Below are 13502 nucleotides of genomic sequence, written 5' to 3' on the forward strand. Positions count from 1 at the left end.
CTGGCGACAATAGCAAGAGTGAACCACCTGATCCCTTCCCGAACTCAGAAGTGAAACCTCTTAGCGCTGATGGTAGTGTGGGGTTACCCATGTGAGAGTAAGTCATCGCCAGCTCATTATTCGAAATCCCCCTCCGCCAAGGCAGAGGGGGATTTTTTTATGCGTGGAATTTAGTTAAATAAATGTTATTTATGTGCTATTTCGACTGAAACATCACATAAAAATAAAATTGAGAGGCGTATACTGAACCGGTCTATGGAGCGGATATGTCCTCAAATTCATCTTCAAGCCATATTGAATATGGCTCTTCTGCTTTTAAAGCAGTGCTTTTTTCCTTATTCCTTGCTGGCTTTGCCATTTTTTCATCACTGTATTGCGTACAGCCGATGATGCCGATTCTGGCTGATTATTTCCAGGTCAGCCCGACTCAAAGCAGTTTCCCTTTATCTTTTTCTACCATTGCCTTGGCAGTTGGTCTTATTTTTACTGGGCTGATCTCGGACCGATTTGGTCGTAAGCCGATTATGGTCTGGTCTCTATTTTCAGTCTCAGTATTATTACTATTAAGTGCAATATTGCCGATCTGGTCCGTGTTTCTGACCACACGAGTAATGATTGGATTGACAGTCAGTGGTGTCGCTGCGGTCGCGATGACTTATATCGGGGAAGAAATTGCAGAAAAAGATATCGGTTTTGCCATGGGCTTATATATTTCTGGCACAGCGATAGGTGGTATGGGAGGGCGTTTAATTGCCGGAGTTTTAGTTGATTTTATCTCTTGGCAATCTGCTACTTTGTTGATTGGTATTTTAAATCTCTGTATTGCAGGCTTATTTTATTACCTATTACCCGCTTCGCAACATTTTAAAGCCTATCCAATCAAGCTCAATCGTTTTAAAAACTCATTTAGACACAATCTCGCTGATCCGAAACTTCGGGTTTTATTCCTGCAAGGTTTTATCTTGATGGGCTGCTTTGTCTCGGTATTTAATTATCTGAGTTATCGCTTGATCCAAGCGCCATTTGAGTTATCTCATGTCTGGATTGGCGTGATTTCAATTACTTATTTGGCTGGTATTTATAGCTCCCCTCGAGCAGCACATTGGGGACGGCATTATGGCAAATTCAATATATTGGCAGCCATGATCCTGATGATGCTTGTGGGCTTGGCGCTGATGCTGATCAATCAGTTGGTTATTGTTTTTATCGGATTGCTGATTTTTACTTTTTCTTTTTTCGCTGCCCATTCGACTGCCAGTAGCTGGGTGTCGATCCAGTCCTTACAGTATCGGGCAGTCGGTTCGTCGCTGTATTTATTTTGCTATTACCTGGGTTCAAGTGTGTGGGGGAGCTCAAGCGGATTGGTGTGGGAGAACTATGGCTGGATAGGATTAACTGTGTTTATTGCCGCATTATTATTGACTGGTTTGTCATTTAGTTTAAAACTCCGTTCAAATTAGAGATTATTTCCAAGCTTTTCTCCTCATAAATAAAATAAATTTCTTTTTTGATATATTTAAACTTTAGATTCAAGTGATAAATAAAGCGTGATTCAGTTAGTCTCTGATTTTGTATAAATTATAATCAAGCAAGCTAGACCTGATTCATGGTAAAATAATCGGCTTTCATCTTTGATCTTATTTTTAGATCTCCTATCATCTGCCAGCCGAGAATTGCTAGCCATGTCTACTGCTTATACCATGCAGACTGCGCCAAAAGCGTTGTTTGATTACGACAAATATTGGGCGTCTTGTTTTGACCCTGCGCCATTTTTGCCGATGTCACGCGAGGAAATGGATCAACTCGGCTGGGACAGCTGTGATTTTATTTTAGTTTGTGGTGATGCTTATATCGATCATCCATCTTTCTGTTCAGGCATTATTGGCCGTACCCTGGAAGCACAAGGCTTCCGTGTCGGTATTATTGCACAGCCAGACTGGACCAGCGTGGATGCGTTCCGCGTTTTGGGTAAACCAAATATTGCCTGGGGTGTAACAGCAGGGAATATGGATTCCATGATCAACCGTTATACGGCTGACCGTAAAATCCGTTCTGATGATGCCTATTCACCAGACAATCAGCCAAACAAACGTCCAGACCGTGCGGCAACTGTGTATTGCCAGCGTGTTCGTGAAGCTTATCCGGATGTACCAGTATTGCTCGGCGGTATTGAAGCGTCGTTACGTCGTATTGCACATTATGATTACTGGTCAGACAAAGTCCGTCGTTCAGTCTTGATGGATTCAAAAGCCGATCTTTTAATGTACGGTAATGGCGAACGCTCAATCACTGAAATCATGCATCGCTTGGCGCGTGGCGAGAAAATTCACGAGATTACTGATGTTCGCGGTACAGCGTTTATTGTGAATAAACACAACCGTGCCTCTAAAGCCAAGTTTGTGGAAATTGCATCGAATGATGTCGATGCCATTGGCCGTGTTGATCCAATTATTAACCCGTATGTCATGACTGAAGATATCGAGGGTTGTGAGATTGAACAAGGCAAGGATTCTAGCCAGTACCAAGGTTTTCAAAAAGAACATGTCGCTAACCCGATTGTGCGAGCAGGGGATGACTTAGATCCTGATACACAAATTGTGCAACTGCAACCGGCTTCTAAAGCGATTAAACATAAGTTACCGCCGCGCGAATTGGCCGTAATTCGTTTGCCTGCTTTTGAAGAAGTGGCTGCAGATCCAGTGCTCTACGCACATGCCAACCGTATTCTGCATCTGGAAACCAATCCGGGGAATGCGCGTGCCATGGTGCAAAAGCATGGTGAACGTGATGTCTGGTTGAATGCACCGCCAATTCCGTTGACTACCGAAGAAATGGACTATGTGTTTGACCTGCCTTATGCACGTCTGCCGCATCCTGCTTATGGCAATGCACGTTTCCCGGCATTCGACATGATCAAGTTCTCTGTGAATATCATGCGTGGCTGTTTCGGTGGTTGTACCTTCTGTTCAATTACGGAACATGAAGGTCGTATTATTCAGAACCGTTCTGAAGAATCGATTCTGCGTGAAGTGGAAAAAATCCGTGATACCGCACCGGGCTTCACGGGTATTATCTCGGACTTGGGTGGCCCAACAGCCAATATGTATCGTTTGGCCTGTAAAGATCCTGAGATTGAAAAGAACTGTCGTAAACCGTCATGTGTATTCCCGGGCGTTTGTCAGAATTTGCATACGGATCATGCTCCATTGACGCAGTTATACCGTAAAGCGCGTTCTTTACCAGGCATTAAAAAGATTCTGATTGGTTCAGGCCTACGTTATGACCTTGCGGTTTTAAACCCTGAATATGTCAAAGAACTTGTCACCCATCATGTCGGTGGTTACTTAAAAATTGCGCCTGAACATACCGAAAAAGGCCCACTCAATAAAATGATGAAGCCGGGTATTGGGACTTATGACCGCTTCAAGCAAATGTTTGATCGTTATAGTAAGGAAGCAGGCAAGGAACAATACTTAATTCCTTACTTCATCGCGGCGCATCCGGGAACTACCGATTACGACATGATGAATTTGGCGATTTGGTTGAAGAAGAATGGTTTCCGTGCCGATCAGGTACAGACCTTCTATCCTTCACCAATGGCGACTGCAACTACCATGTACTACACTGGTAAAAACCCGCTGGCGAAAGTGGCGCGTTATACTGAAAATGTCGACATTGTGAAAGGTGAGAAGCGTCGTCGTTTGCACAAAGCTTTCTTGCGTTATCATGATTCAAACAACTGGCCGTTATTGCGTGAAGCCCTGAAAGAAATGGGTCGTCAGGATTTGATTGGTAACTCGAAACAGCATTTAATTCCGACTTATCAGCCTGTAGGCAGTGCAGACGGTCAGTATCAATCGGCGCGTAAGAAGAATTCGACGGTTGCCGGTGATTCGCAAAAACGTACCGGTGAGCAAGGGAATCGTAGCAAGGCTGCACAAGCTCAGTCACGTCCTTCAAATACCAAGAAACGTCCTGAGCGTGGTCAAATTCTGACCCAGCACACTGGTTTACCACCACGTGAAACGGGTGATGCCAAAAAACCGTTTGGTGGGCCAAAGCCTAAAGCGAAGCCCAAATCACGTGCATAATTAAGTTAATAAAAAGACACTTCGGTGTCTTTTTTTAGCTCTTGGGTAAAGTAACGTAGCCTGAGCTTGTGCGTTGAAAGTGTAAAAGAATATATTATTTGGACTAAGTTCTTTAAAAAAGTGATATAAAAATAACACTTTGTCGGAATTGTCCTACAGTTGGGCAGATATGTATTGCGATCAATTCCATGGATGTTTTAGAGTGCATTATCAGTACTTTAAATCCACTTTCATTGGCATCCAGAGAGATGTCACTTTAGGTAACACAGAATCCAGTTTTGATACCAGTTGTATGGGTATTTAAACAGATTGGTTGTTAGCTCTATTTAAAATAAAGCGTGGGTTTATACTGCACAACAATAAAACAAAAATGATTATAAGAATGCAAGGATTCAGGCATGACCACCTATATTATGATTGGGAGTTTCCTGCTCTTCTGTGTCGTGCTCATGGCATGGAAAAAGCTCGGAAATAATTCCAAACCACAAGACAGCGCGTTAAAGCAGCGTGCTATTTTTAACCTGAATGAGCAATTGACCTTCACTCGCCTGAGAGAAGTCTTACCTGAATACATTATTCTGGCACATGTTTCCTATGATGCCTTAATAACGACTAAATTTAACCGGACTCGGCATAAGTACCGTAACCTGACTGCAGATTTTGTCATTCTGGATCAGCAGCATCAGATTCTAGCCGTGGTAGGAGTGGATGATCCCTTAATCTTAAAGCGTCCCCAGCAGACGGGTTTTCAGGATGCATTACTAACCATGGCCGGTTATCGGGTGATTCGTTACGATGATGTGCCGGAATATTATCAGTTGCGCCAGGACTTCTTGCAGGAGCAAGCGCAAATGCAGAAAATGCCCAAATATACAGTTAGCAATGATCTGAAAAAATATTATTTATATTCGGATTTAGAGCGCAGTAAAATCAAAGCTGTGGGCTAAAACAAAAAAGCATGCCAGAAGCATGCTTTTTTTATGAGTATCGATCTTGAAACATTATTCTGGTTTAACCGCCACGACAGTCAGTTCGACCAATACCCGTGGATCATAGAGTTTTGCTTCTACACAGGTACGAGGCAGCGCTTCGATATCAGCGACCCAGGCATCCCAGACTTCATTGAAGGCTGCATAATCCTTCTCAATATCTTTCAAATAGATGGTTACCGACATGATGTGACTTTTGTCTGTGCCGGCATCTGCCAGAAACTGGTCAATAATATCTAAAGTCTGTTGGGTTTGCCCTTTAATATCCAGTTCAACATCTGTGGCCAGCTGGCCGGCAAGATGCACCAGATTACCGGCAATAGCAATTTCCGAAAAGCGTTTCGATACGTGTAAACGTTCAACTGTCATGTTGTTCATCCTGAGTTTTGGGCATCAGGGCTGCGACCAGTGCAGTCAGCAGACAACCCACCGCCAGATAGATGGCTACATAATGCCATGAACCATCCGCCCAAATCACCAGTGCCGCTGCAATAAATGGGGTAAAACCACCCCCAATGATGCTCGCCACCTGATAGCCAACTCCGGCACCGCTGTAGCGGTATTCTGTGCCAAACAGGGAGGTGAAAATCGGTTGATGGACACTGACCACCATATCGTGTGCGACGTTCGCCAGTAAAATTGCCCCGACAATGATCATCCAGGTGTTTTGTGCATCGAGCGCCATAAAAAATGGAAAGGCTGAAAGCGCACCAATCAAACCGCCCCAGACACACATTTTCTGATGATTGAATTTATCCGCCAGCCAGGCAAAGAAGGGAATACTGAAACAGCTGATGGCACCGACCATCAGCGTGATATTCAGGAAGAACTGTTTGTCCATGCCTAGGTTGCTGGTGGAATAGTTCAGGGCGAAATTGGTGACCAGATACATGGTCAGCAATTCAGTCAAACGTAAGGCAAGAATATAAAAGAAAGCTTTTGGATGTTTGCTGATCGCCTGCAAGATCGGCAGTTTTTCTGGTTGATGATCAGCTTTCACCACCTTTTCCACAAACTCTTGCGATTCATCCTGATCACGTCGGATCCACATCGCTACAGCTAACAGTACGATGCTGGCCAGAAAGGGAATACGCCATGCCCAGTCCGCAAAAGCCTGTTCGCCTAGGGTCGCAATAATAATGGAGACTGCACCAGTGGCCAATACCAGGCCAACACCATAGCCGACCTGAACCCCGCTGCTATAAAAGGCTTTTTTACCCTTGGGTGCATTTTCAACTGCCATCAGAGCTGCGCCGCCCCATTCACCACCCACGGCAAAGCCTTGCAAGGCACGGCAAAACACCAACAGCACCGGAGCCCACCAGCCAATTGCTTCAAAATTTGGCAGCAGACCAATCCCGACCGTGGAAATTCCCATCAGGATTACCGTAAGTACCAGCATTTTTTTACGGCCGAGCTTGTCACCAAAGTGACCAAATACCACACCACCTAAAGGACGAAACAGGAAGCCGACCCCAAAGGTGGCCAGAGCCGCAAGGGTACCCATGTTCTCGCCAATACTGGGGAAAAACTGATCTTTAAAAATTAAGGCTGCAACAATGCCATAAAGGAGAAAATCATACCAATCGACAACAGCACCAACAAAACTAGATAGCGCAGCTTTACGTGCGCGTTGTTCTTGAACAACAGAAGAATTTACAGAAGACATGCAGGAGGGGATTCCATGAGTTACATCAGAGTTGCCCTGCAATATTCGGATTTGATCGTCACGCTAATCACAGGACATCATGCTGAAAGTAAAGGTGATTTTCAGCATCTCGGCACATACATGGATAATGCATTGCGCAGATAGAGTACTCTAAAAAATCAAAATGTAAAAACAAAGTTGCCGTATTTTTAAACTGATGCCTAAAACATGATCAAAAAAGGTTTAGAGTAGCAATAACTGGGTTTCAGTTTCGGGGACGCTGAGCTGATACACGCCGACGCCGATCAGCCGAAATTGCATCTGCGGAGCAATATGCAGGTCGTCGAGCAGTAAGTCCAAGGCTTGGGCTAATTCCTGTGGGCTACGCAGCACCTGTTTAAAACTTTTACTGTGTTGCATCACCTGAAAATTCTTGAGTTTTAATTTGACCGTAACGCCGCGAGCAGAAAGCTGTTTCTTTTGCAGGCTTTGCCATACTTGTCCAAGTAAAGGCTCCCAATAGGGGCGACATTGGTTCAGATGCAGGTCATCATCAAAAGTGGTTTCTTTGGAAATTTGCTGGCGTTCCCGTTCCACTTCGACCGGTCGTTCATCAATGCCTTGAGCATACAAAAATAGCCGCCGGCCATATTTGCCAAAATGTTGAATTAGTAAGGCTTCATCGATTTGCTGTAAATCGCCTAAAGTTTCTAGATTCAGGCTTTTCAGTTTTTCCTGAGTGACTTTACCGACGCCGGGAATTTTTTTCAGTGGCAGATCCTGGATAAAACGCTGTACCTGCGAAGGTTTAATCACACAGATCCCATTCGGTTTGTGCCAGTCCGAAGCAATTTTAGCGAGAAACTTGTTGGGCGCTACACCAGCAGAAGCGGTTAATCCGGTGGCTTGAAAAATATCCTCACGAATTCGCATGGCGACTTCGGTAGCACTGGGAATCTGCTGTAAATTTTCTGTGACATCCAGAAAGGCTTCATCTAGAGACAGTGGCTCAATCAGGGAAGTATATTGCTGGAAGATCTGATGAATTTGTGCCGATACCTGCCGGTATTTGGCAAAATCTGGCTCAATCACGATAACTTGAGGACACAGTTTGCGCGCCTGCCCCATGGACATGGCAGAACGCAGGCCATAAACCCGTGCCGGATAGGAGGCAGCCGCGACCACCGCCCGAGGATGATGCGAGGCTATCACCACAGGTAAGTCTTTCAGTTCTGGACGTTCACGCAGCTCAACCGAGGCATAAAACGCATCCATATCGATATGAATAATTTTGCGCATGTACGCTATCTTAAGGGGCTTTAATCGGATTGGGAAGCGAAGGCTGAGTTGAGTAAATAGGGCTGCGGTTCGCTGAGCAGGACGACTTTTGTCCCTTGTCTCTCGGCAGCCTGAATCAGAAGTTGCAAACTTTTTGGGGTGTCATCGGCAAGACGGGGTAAAAATTGCAGCGGCTGGTTTAAAGGCTGAAAAAAATCATCCCAATGCACCGGAATCACCACTTTGGGCTTGAGCAGGTTCAGGGTTTCAGCCAGATATTGCTGCTGATAGGCATCGGATTGTCTGGAAAGCTGGGCAATGCCTAAAAACAGGGTATCGACTTTCAGATGCTGCAATTGCTCTGGAATAAATCTGGTACTGGCCTTGACCAGAATCTTATGTCCTGCATGCTCAATCAGGTAATCGAAACTGCCACCTTCCTTAAATTCGGAAAATTTAGCTGGCAGAGCTAAAGGTTGGAGTAACTCTTCGCCTAAATTATCATTTACCGCTGTGGGCGGAGTATGTTGTGAGGGAATTGCCGTGATCTGGAAATGCCCCCATTGCTGTAGTTGCCAAGGTTTAACTGACTGTAATTGCTGTGGAGTAACTTTGGGATTTGCTCGGGCGATATTCAGGGTGCTCGGCGAACCGACGACAGCAGTTTCGGGAAGCATTTCCAGTAAGGCCGGTACATCCAGAACATGGTCATAATGCGAGTGACTGACCAGAATGGCTCGGGTTCGGCTCAATTCATGGTGCTTCACCAGTTGCTCTAGGAGCGCTCTATCACTTTGAATAGGGCGGCTAAGCACTTGCCACAAAGATGGCCGGCTAAAGAAACCATCGATCAGGATCTGATCGTGGCCATCATCGAGTAACAGAGTGGACACACCAAAAAATTTGACTGTAAGCTCGTGAACGGATGTACCGGTTTGCGGCTGCCAGGCTTTAAAGTCACTAACCTTGCCCGAAGCTTGCAACAGATAAGCCAGCATACCCGCGACGAGCAGGAGTAGAATCACCAGACCGAGTAAAACGCCTTTTATCCATTTCAATCTTTTTATTTCCTTGTTGTTTTTATAAAGAACTTGTTTTCAGGCGATCAGCTTTATTTTGCTTGATTCTCAGATGAAGGTACTACAATCGCATTCTTTTTGAGAAAATCCAGCCATTGCTGTTCTGAGCCATAAAAAACATTCAGGTCTACCGGTGTGGTAATACCGGGAATTTTCCCCTGACTGGTATGTTGCCAAAACGTCCATTTAGGCTGATCTTTTAAATCAGGCAGACCTTTGTATTCACGTACCCAGAGTGGTACGTTAGGAAAGTGTCCTGCCAGTACAATATTATAAAAAGCTTTAGAAATATAGAAAATCGGCTGCTTGCCATAATGCTTTTTCAGGGCATCGTGCATCACCTGAATTTCGTTTAAAAGCTGCTCTTTAGAATAGGTATTGATGCATTTGCTGTCATATTCCAGATCAATCACTGGCGGTAAGGCATCCGGTTTATTGGGTACGGAGTCAATAAAATTCTGGGCTTGAATGCTGCCATCGCGGCAGAGGCGGTAGAAATGATAGGCACCGACCAGAAAGCCGCGTTCACGTGCTTTTAACCAGTTTTTCTGAAATTTGGTATCTTTAAAATCACCGCCTTCAGTGGCTTTCAGATAAACAAAATGGTATTTTTCAGGCGAAATCTGCTGCCACTGAATCTCTTTTTGATGATGCGATACATCAAAACCTTGGATTGGGTAATCGGCAGCATGGGCAGAGGGTGCTTTCATCAGGCAGAAATAGACCATAGCGCTAGCGATCACAGTGATCAGCACGCCAAGCCCAATCAAGAGCGATTTATTAACTCTGTTCGGAGCCTGATTTTTTTGCATCTTCAGTCCTTGCCTATATGTGATTTAGCCTAAAACTTACAATCAGCCCAAAGTGAATATATCGCATCAAACCGGGGTATTTTTAGGAATATGCCAGAAAATATAGGCCGCAATAATATTGATACAGCCTAAACAGATCAGTGACACATGAAAAGCAGCCACCAGATTGTCAGCGCCATAATAGGCACTCAGCATGTTCACCAGTGTCCCTGCCAGCGCCACTCCGATACTCATTGACAGCATCATGATCATCGACAGGAAACTGTTGCCGCTACTGGCATCCTGCTGGCTTAAATCCTTTAAGGTCAGGGTATTCATCGACACGAATTGCAGTGAATTTAAAATGCCGAAGATAAAGAAATGAATCGCGCGGAGCCAGATTGGGGTTTCCGCCGTGGTCAGGGCAAAACTGGCAATACATAGACCCACCAGCAAAGTATTGACCAGCAATACCCGGCGATAGCCAAAACGCTGAATGATGTTGCGGATAATCGGTTTGGAGGCCAGCGAACCGAGCACAGTCGGAATCATCAATAAACCGGTAATAAAAGGTTCAAAACCGAAAGCCACCTGTAACATCAGCGGCAGTAAAAATGGAATCGAGTTGCCGCCGAGACGGGCAAAAAAATTACCCAAAATACCAATCGCATAAATTTTATTTTTAAACAGCCGGCTGCGAAATAGGGCATTGCTATGCGTATGTGAATGATAGGCATAAATCAGGGTGGCCAATAAACCGGCTAGAATCAGGCTCAGGCTCCACCACAGCGAGTTTTTTGGACTGGCAAAATTTTCAATTCCCAGACAGAGGCCCACCATCGCCACCACCAGCAAGATAAAGCCCCAATAATCAAAACGGGCGACTGTAGGTTCAAGTACATTCGGCATGGCCTTAAAGGTAATCAGTGCGCCCAGCAAACCAATCGGTAGATTGATCAGGAAAATCCAGTGCCAGGACAGATATTCCACCATCCAGCCACCTAAAGTCGGGCCAATCAACGGACCAATCAGGCCGGCCAGACTCATCAGACTCATGGCGGCCAGAAACTGGGTACGGGGAATGATCTTCAGCATGGCCAAACGGCCGACCGGCAGCAATAGTGCACCACCGATCCCTTGAAAGATCCGGTACACCAATAATTCATTCAGGCTACTTGACCAGGCACAGCCCAAAGAGGCCAAAGAGAAAATAATAATTGCAGCAAAATAGGTATTTCTGACCCCGAACCGGTCTGCCAGCCAGCCACTTAAGGGAATGCAGGCCGCCACAGACAGCACATAAGCCACAACCACACTGTGCATGCGTAGCGGATCTTCCTGCAAATTTTGGGCAATTGCAGGTAGGGCGGTATTAATAATGGTGGTGTCCAGCCCCTGCATAAAAAAGCCAATCGAGACCAACAAGACCAGCAGTCTGAACTCGGGATCTAAGGCTTGATGCGTAGGCGTGGCATTCATAATTCTGGAAAACTGAAAATTTTGAATAGTTTAAAGGAATCAGCCGAGTCTGTCGTATATAAAGCGTGTCAACTTTTATGCGGTGTTGTGTCAAGGAACTGCAACCGATCTGTCATGGCACTGCAATGCTCTGGTTATAAATTGGTCACGAATTCTTCATGATAGATCAACAAAAAAATGAAATTAAAATTAAAGTCATTGATAGTGGCCATGCTGGCTGTGGGGATGGTGGCATGTGGAAGTGAGAATGAAAATGAAACTCCTGTTCCAATCGTTGAGGCTACACCGAACTCGATCGAATTAAGCAAATTAGCCGCTTATGAATCGGGTGTGTTTGCGCAAAGTGCAGCAGAAATTCCGGCCTTTGATGCAGAGAGTCAACGCCTATTCGTGGTCAATGCCAAAGAAGGCGTATTGGATGTACTGGATTTAAGTCAACCTGATCAGCCAAAAAAAATAACCTCTATCACGGTCGATGACATTGCGCCAGAGGCTGAGGTCAACAGTGTCGCGGTACACAATGGCATTGTCGCCATTGCGATTCAGGCTGCTGTGAAAACTGACCCGGGCTATATTGCTTTATATCAGGCCAAAGACTTGACTAAGCTGGCCCACGTACAGGTGGGTGCCTTACCGGACATGCTGACTTTCACACCGGATGGTCAAACTTTGCTGGTGGCCAATGAAGGCGAGCCTTCTGATGATTATCAGGTTGATCCAGAAGGTTCAGTGTCTGTCATTAGTCTGGCCAATTTAAAAGCCCCGATCATTCGTACAGCAGACTTTAAGGCCTTGAATGGACGGGAAGCAGCATTGCGTGAACAGGACGTCCGCATTTTCGGACCAAAGGCCAGCGCAGCTCAGGATTTTGAACCTGAGTACATCACTGTTTCGAAAGATGGAAAAACCGCCTGGGTTGCCTTACAGGAAAATAATGCCTTGGCCAAAATTGATGTGGCTTCTGCCAAGGTGCTCGCTGTTTATCCATTTGGCTTTAAAGATCATGGCATAAATGGTCATGGTATGGATATCAGCGATGCGGATGGTATCGACGGTAAAGGCAAAATCAATATTCAAACTTGGGCCAATGTCCGTGGCTTATATATGCCAGATGCGATTGCAAGTTTCGAGGTCGCGGGCAAAACCTATATTGTGTCTGCCAATGAAGGCGATGCCCGTGCCTGGGGTGAAAACAATCCTGCATATTTCAATAACGATACCAGCCAGGGCTTTGTAGAAGAATGGCGGGTGAAACACTTGGTCCATACCAAAGGTTTTGACCGCCGTCTGGGTGATGATTTGCCAGCTCATCTTCGGGTATTGGCCAAAGGTGCAGAACTTAATCCGGCTAACTTTGCCTACTGCGGTGCTATTGCAGGGGATGCCAAAGACTGCCGTGAAGATCATCTACTGGGCCGTTTAAATATTAGTTGGACTGAAGGCTATCAAAAAAATGCCGATGGTACAGCCAAACTGAATGAACGGGACAATCTGGTCTATGATCATTTATATAGCTTTGGTACCCGCTCGGTCAGTATCTGGGTGGAAAATGATCAGCAGACCGGTTTGGATTTGGTATGGGATTCGGGCGATCAATTTGAGCAGTATATTGCCAAACATCATCCTGAAATTTTCAACTTTAATCATGAAGAAGCCGGACTGGATAATCGCAGTGACAATAAAGGACCGGAACCTGAAGGGGTGACCTTGGGGCAGATTGGCCAAAAAACCTTTGCCTTTATTGGTCTGGAGCGTGTCGGTGGCATCATGGTCTATGATGTGTCTACACCTGCATCACCAGTCTTCGTGCAATATATTAATTCACGTGATTTTAAAGCGACCACAGCGCAGATTGAAATGGGACAAGCTGGTGATTTAGGACCGGAAGGTTTGGTATTTATCCCCGCCAAAGACTCCCCGAATAAGAAACCACTCTTGATGGTCGGCCATGAAGTCAGTGGGAGCACCACGATTTATCAAGTAAATCTCAAGTAACCAAAAGCTTTTAGATTCAGGGCACTTCGGTGCTCTTTTTTGTAAGGTGACCGTATATATGACAGTCTTGTCATTAAAATGAAATAAAACCGTCATAATCTTGGGCCAACTTTTCAGCAGTGCTGAAATCTCCTCGCGTATAGGTTTGTTTT

The 13502-nt window shown here is 45.3% G+C and carries 11 protein-coding genes and 1 rRNA gene; 6 read left to right on the plus strand and 6 right to left on the minus strand.

The genetic code is table 11. The features are described from left to right. From rrf to BFN00_RS08250, 4 genes are all read left to right on the plus strand, one after another. A 5S ribosomal RNA gene (rrf, locus tag BFN00_RS08235) occupies positions 1-114 on the plus strand. A gap of 152 nt (positions 115-266) precedes the next feature. Then, positions 267-1460 carry an MFS transporter gene (locus BFN00_RS08240; protein ID WP_071851097.1) on the plus strand — a complete coding sequence of 398 codons (1194 nt, stop codon included), beginning with the start codon at positions 267-269 and terminating at the stop codon, positions 1458-1460. Positions 1461-1682: 222 nt separating this feature from the next. Then, positions 1683-4091, plus strand: coding sequence for a YgiQ family radical SAM protein (locus BFN00_RS08245; protein WP_004644879.1), 2409 nt, complete (start codon positions 1683-1685; stop codon positions 4089-4091). A gap of 398 nt (positions 4092-4489) precedes the next feature. Next, positions 4490-5038, plus strand: coding sequence for a DUF2726 domain-containing protein (locus tag BFN00_RS08250; RefSeq protein WP_071851098.1), 549 nt, complete (start codon positions 4490-4492; stop codon positions 5036-5038). Between the two features lie 54 nt (positions 5039-5092). On the opposite strand, the gene BFN00_RS08255 is transcribed toward BFN00_RS08250, so the two are convergent. Further along, positions 5093-5449 carry a RidA family protein gene (locus BFN00_RS08255; RefSeq protein ID WP_005101539.1) on the minus strand — a complete coding sequence of 119 codons (357 nt, stop codon included), beginning with the start codon at positions 5447-5449 and terminating at the stop codon, positions 5093-5095. After that, positions 5439-6749, minus strand: a complete 1311-nt coding sequence (shiA, locus tag BFN00_RS08260) for a shikimate transporter (RefSeq protein WP_071851100.1) — start codon at positions 6747-6749, stop codon at positions 5439-5441. The genes BFN00_RS08255 and shiA overlap by 11 nt, the downstream gene beginning before the upstream one ends. A gap of 15 nt (positions 6750-6764) precedes the next feature. On the opposite strand from shiA, the gene BFN00_RS16250 reads away from it, so the two are divergent. After that, complete coding sequence (locus tag BFN00_RS16250) at positions 6765-6893, plus strand: hypothetical protein (RefSeq protein ID WP_004644884.1); 129 nt, start codon at positions 6765-6767, stop codon at positions 6891-6893. A gap of 78 nt (positions 6894-6971) precedes the next feature. Here the strand turns inward: BFN00_RS16250 and dinB are convergent, their stop codons facing one another. The 4 genes from dinB to mdtD form a co-directional block, all read right to left on the minus strand. Beyond that, positions 6972-8027, minus strand: a complete 1056-nt coding sequence (dinB, locus tag BFN00_RS08265) for a DNA polymerase IV (RefSeq protein WP_004281020.1) — start codon at positions 8025-8027, stop codon at positions 6972-6974. Between the two features lie 20 nt (positions 8028-8047). Next, positions 8048-9064 carry an MBL fold metallo-hydrolase gene (locus tag BFN00_RS08270; protein ID WP_071851102.1) on the minus strand — a complete coding sequence of 339 codons (1017 nt, stop codon included), beginning with the start codon at positions 9062-9064 and terminating at the stop codon, positions 8048-8050. Positions 9065-9117: 53 nt separating this feature from the next. Next, the gene (locus BFN00_RS08275; protein ID WP_071851104.1) at positions 9118-9897 is read right to left on the minus strand and encodes a glycoside hydrolase family 25 protein; all 780 of its coding nucleotides are present in this window, start codon (positions 9895-9897) and stop codon (positions 9118-9120) included. A gap of 66 nt (positions 9898-9963) precedes the next feature. Next, positions 9964-11355, minus strand: a complete 1392-nt coding sequence (gene mdtD / locus BFN00_RS08280) for a multidrug transporter subunit MdtD (protein WP_071851106.1) — start codon at positions 11353-11355, stop codon at positions 9964-9966. 177 nt (positions 11356-11532) lie between these two features. Here mdtD and BFN00_RS08285 point away from each other — a divergent pair, with 177 nt between their 5' ends. Further along, positions 11533-13350: a choice-of-anchor I family protein gene (locus BFN00_RS08285; protein ID WP_071851108.1), complete on the plus strand. Its 1818-nt coding sequence runs from the start codon at positions 11533-11535 to the stop codon at positions 13348-13350. Positions 13351-13502: the final 152 nt, after the last annotated feature.

The sequence above is a fragment of the Acinetobacter sp. AR2-3 genome, from assembly GCF_001878775.1.
Taxonomy (GTDB): Bacteria; Pseudomonadota; Gammaproteobacteria; order Pseudomonadales; family Moraxellaceae; genus Acinetobacter; species Acinetobacter lwoffii_D.

Coding starts and splice junctions, on each gene's coding strand:
- BFN00_RS08255 (WP_005101539.1), bottom strand. CDS start 5,449: ATGACAGTTGAACGTTTACACGTATCGAAACGCTTTTCGGAAATTGCT.
- BFN00_RS08245 (WP_004644879.1), top strand. CDS start 1,683: ATGTCTACTGCTTATACCATGCAGACTGCGCCAAAAGCGTTGTTTGAT.
- mdtD (WP_071851106.1), bottom strand. CDS start 11,355: ATGAATGCCACGCCTACGCATCAAGCCTTAGATCCCGAGTTCAGACTG.
- BFN00_RS08250 (WP_071851098.1), top strand. CDS start 4,490: ATGACCACCTATATTATGATTGGGAGTTTCCTGCTCTTCTGTGTCGTG.
- shiA (WP_071851100.1), bottom strand. CDS start 6,749: ATGTCTTCTGTAAATTCTTCTGTTGTTCAAGAACAACGCGCACGTAAA.
- BFN00_RS16250 (WP_004644884.1), top strand. CDS start 6,765: ATGAGTTACATCAGAGTTGCCCTGCAATATTCGGATTTGATCGTCACG.
- BFN00_RS08240 (WP_071851097.1), top strand. CDS start 267: ATGTCCTCAAATTCATCTTCAAGCCATATTGAATATGGCTCTTCTGCT.
- BFN00_RS08285 (WP_071851108.1), top strand. CDS start 11,533: ATGAAATTAAAATTAAAGTCATTGATAGTGGCCATGCTGGCTGTGGGG.
- dinB (WP_004281020.1), bottom strand. CDS start 8,027: ATGCGCAAAATTATTCATATCGATATGGATGCGTTTTATGCCTCGGTT.
- BFN00_RS08275 (WP_071851104.1), bottom strand. CDS start 9,897: ATGCAAAAAAATCAGGCTCCGAACAGAGTTAATAAATCGCTCTTGATT.